Raw genomic sequence first — 4,024 nt, forward strand, 5'->3', positions numbered from 1 at the left:
CAATTTTTATCATCAACTAAAATTTTTTAACAAAAAATACGAAAAGCTTCGGAACATACCACAGAAAATTTAGTCCACTGCATTTGAATTTAAGAAAAACAAGAAAAAAGCAGTGAAAGAACAACATCAAAAATTTAATATTTTAGCTCCTTTGTAACTAACTCAAGACCACATTCTAAGAAGGCGCTATTTCTACTCTATATAATTTCCAGCACCGATTATTAGAGCCGATAATACAATTATGGATAGCCCCCCCCATAGGGTACGCATAGTTTTGGTTGAAACTCCTTTCCACTCCTTGAAATATAATCCCCAAGCAGTACTGAATAAAAGAATAAATGAAACATGGATGGTCCAACTAGCAAATTCATATTCTTCTCCTAAAAACGTAGTACCCATACCATAAAGGAAAAACTGAAAATACCAGGTAATGCCTCCTGCAGCTGCCAAAAGGTAATTTTTAGACTTGTTAGGAGTAGTTTTATATATTAAATCGGTAAAGGTTTTATTTTTAATATTTAGAAAACTGGTCCATATAAAATTAGTAGCAAAACCTCCCCATAAAATCCAAACTAAAATAGCGTTATTTTGAAAAATATCAATGGCTCCTGAACTTAAAGCTAAATCCGCGATAGGTTTTCCTGATTGTAATCCAAAAGCAAAACACGAACTCAAAACACCAGAAATAATAGCAATAACAACTCCTTTTCTAAGATTGAATTCAGCAACAGTTTCTTTTTGTTCTTTTGAACTCAATTCCTTTTCTTTAAGCATTCCTGCTTTTCCTGCGACGGCTATTCCTACAAGACAAATAAAAACACCAATTAATGTGAATTGCCCGCCTTTAGTTTGTAATAATTCTTGCCAGCGTCCATTATAGATTGGCGGAATTAAGGTCCCAAAAGCTGCTGTAAATCCCAAGGATACCGCTGTTCCTAAAGACATACCTAAAAATCTCATTGATAAACCAAAGGTTAAACCTCCAATTCCCCAAAGAACACCAAATAAAAAAGTGTAGATTTTAGTGCCATAATTCGCTAAAAAAAGGACATCTATAAGATTGGGAACAGTAATCCAAGCCATTAATATAGGTGTTATGATCCAAGCGGCAACACCTAATACAAACCATGCAGTTTCCCATTTCCATGTTTTAATAAGTTTAAAAGGTAGATAAAAACTACCAGCAGCAAACCCTCCGAGAGCATGAAAAAATAATCCTAAGATTACAAACATATTATTAATTTTGGACTCGTTCTTTGTTCTTTGACTGGCAAGGTTAAATAATGAAAATTACCGAGACAAAGCCGTTGTGAATTAAAATAGACGCAACTCATAAAAAGTAAACTTTTTTAAGTCTTAAAGAAAACACAAATCCTATCCATAAATCTACGTTATCTTTCCGCAGTATCCGAGGTACCGGGAGATTCTGATGACTAAAAAGGCTATTAAAACTTTTAATATAAGTTATTATTTAAAAACTATGCCGCTTCAAAGTTTTTTTTCAATAGTCTTTTTGCTAATGCTAATTCTTCTTTAGTAAAAGAATTAGCATCTGAAGCAAAAATAGCTTCTTTTAATTCAGAACCATTTTTTGCTCCAGACAAAACAGTCGATACACCTTTTTGATCAAGCACCCAACGCAGAGCAGCTTGAGGCATATTATTTATATCATCTCGAATCAAGTATCTAAACTCATTTACCTGATCAATTCTTGAAATCAATTCTTTTGCAGTATAACGAGCATTCAATGTGCCCCCAACAAATTCAGTATTTTTTGTAATTGTTCCAGATAGAAAACCATTAGCCAAACATTCTCTTGCAAAAACACCTATTTTCTTCTCTTGTAATTTTTCAATCAATTCTTCTGATTCTCTATTCATCAAACTCAATACAACCTGAACAATGTCGATCTTATTCTCTTTTACCCATTGCTGAGACATGTTTTCCGTTTGAGGTAACATAGAAATAGAGTGCCCTACAAAGCGAACTTTTCCTTGGCTTTTTACTTGTTCAACGCCTTCCCAAACATCATCATTGATCTCATCTGGCGAAAAGGGAGAATGAAAAAAGAGCACGTCAATATAATCAGTTTGCAGTCTTTTTAGACTTTCTTCTACAGAATTTATAATTCTTGATTTATAAAATTGGGAACTCCCGTTGTCAATAGATGGATTCCTTCCGAATTTTGTGGATATATGCACATTTTTTCGCTTTTTTTTCAAAGCTTTTCCCAATACTATTTCTGCAACCCCATCTTGATTAGGTGTTCCATATTGTGGTGCTGTATCAAATAGATTTACACCTAAATCAATCCCTTCATGAATAGTATTAATTGCATCTTTTTCCTCCACACCTCCATAGACATTATTCCCAAAAGCCCAGGTTCCTAAACTTATTTCACTAACCTCTAATCCTGTTTTCCCTAATAATTTATTTTTCATATTTTAACAAAATGAATTTATTAATAGCTGTATTTTTTTACTAACATTATGCACAAAAGTTTTAGCTATTTTTTCTCCATATGATACCGAAGCAGACCTTGGATCCCTGCCCGAAACAGCATCTAATTCTAAACTGATTTCCCTGTCTTGTGGTAAAGATTTTAAATCGACCATTTCTTTAGCATAATACAATTGTAAAGATGTTTCTTCTAAAGCAGAGTGGTTTGCTACTAGTAAATCTTTTGGCAAAACATCAAATTCTGCTAATGCCCAACAGTGTTTGGATTTATTTTTTTTATTAAAGTTTTCCGCAACAGTTTTTAAATTTTGTAAATGAGGCTCTCCTGCATGTCCAGAAAGTAAAATAACGATTTTAAAATCTTGATCTGCCAGTTGGTCCAAATACTCTTCACAAATCATATAAATTAATTTTTCCGAAAACTCAATGGAGTGCTTTTTAAAACTAATCCCAGGATATGATTTTATAAGATTTGCAGCTAAATCAACAACAGGCATAACAATTCCCCCTGTTTCTTTAGCCACATCTGTACATAAATTCAATGCTTTTATACTATCTAACCCTACGGGATTATGCTTCCCATGATATTCAATTGCTCCCCACGGTAAAAAGGCAATCGGTCTTTTTTTTAAGATTGCTTCAATTTCCTTGGGTCTCATTTCATTATAGAACCCCCATTTAATTTTTTGATACATTAATTCCAATCTTTATGATATATCAATGGATTTTGATCTTCAAAATTTAAAACATCTCCGATTTTTAATTTCTTGAAATATTCATCTGAAAGCACATTTTGTTTTCCATTGAAAATGGCACCATCTGGCATAAAAGCACAAGTCATCGCTTTTCTAGGATACGGAGTCATATTAACTCCTGCCGCATGAATGGTAAGTCCATTATGGAACGTACAACTCCCTGCTTTAATTACTGCCGGAGCCGGATTCATAGTTTCGAATTGAGGATATGTACTAAATATATCTCCCATATTAGCACTTATTCCGGGCTCGGAAAGATCTGTGTGTTTATGAGTTCCAGGCATAAAATACATACATCCATTTTGGAGGGTAACATCTTCTAAAGCTACCCAAATACTGAGTGCTTCTCTATGTTCAAAAGACCAAAATGGTGTATCCAAGTGCCAAGCCGTCGGATTGCCCCAAGGTTGCTTTACCAATGATTGATCATGCCATATTCGGACCCCATCAATTTGCGCCAAATCTGCCACCATTTTTCCAATTCTTTTGTCCAACATCAAGTCTTTAACCCCCTTATCTGTCATCCATAAATTAATGATTTGATTAAAAACTTTGCCAAAATATTCCGCATCCTTATTAATTCCATCAGATTGCCCTGTTTTAATTTCAGAGTGAGGAAATTTTCTGCCTTTCCTTTTTACTATTGCTGCATCTATTGTATCCTTCCAATTTAATGTCTCCTCAGTTGACAAAAAATCTTCTACTATTAAAAACCCATTCTTGTGATAAGAATTAATTTGATCTTTTGATATTGTCGTTTTCATATAAAAGAAATTAAAAATTATTTTACAAAAGAATAAAAAAAAAAA

4 protein-coding genes are annotated in these 4,024 nt (G+C 33.4%); all 4 read right to left on the reverse strand.

What is annotated here, in order from left to right; translation table 11 throughout:
* Positions 1 to 192: 192 nt before the first annotated feature.
* Entirely contained in the window at positions 193 to 1,233 is a 1,041-nt protein-coding gene (locus RM529_RS16195; RefSeq protein WP_311485784.1) for an L-rhamnose/proton symporter RhaT, read from the reverse strand.
* Positions 1,234 to 1,478: 245 nt separating this feature from the next.
* Positions 1,479 to 2,441 carry an aldo/keto reductase gene (locus tag RM529_RS16200; RefSeq protein ID WP_311485785.1) on the reverse strand — a complete coding sequence of 321 codons (963 nt, stop codon included), beginning with the start codon at positions 2,439 to 2,441 and terminating at the stop codon, positions 1,479 to 1,481.
* Between the two features lie 3 nt (positions 2,442 to 2,444).
* Entirely contained in the window at positions 2,445 to 3,155 is a 711-nt protein-coding gene (locus tag RM529_RS16205; RefSeq protein WP_311485786.1) for a creatininase family protein, read from the reverse strand.
* Positions 3,155 to 4,024: phytanoyl-CoA dioxygenase family protein (locus tag RM529_RS16210; RefSeq protein WP_311485787.1), on the reverse strand; the 870-nt coding region annotated here is incomplete at its 5' end. The genes RM529_RS16210 and RM529_RS16205, both read right to left, overlap by 1 nt.

It is taken from the genome of Autumnicola edwardsiae (genome assembly GCF_031846505.1).
Lineage (GTDB): Bacteria > Bacteroidota > Bacteroidia > Flavobacteriales > Flavobacteriaceae > Autumnicola > Autumnicola edwardsiae.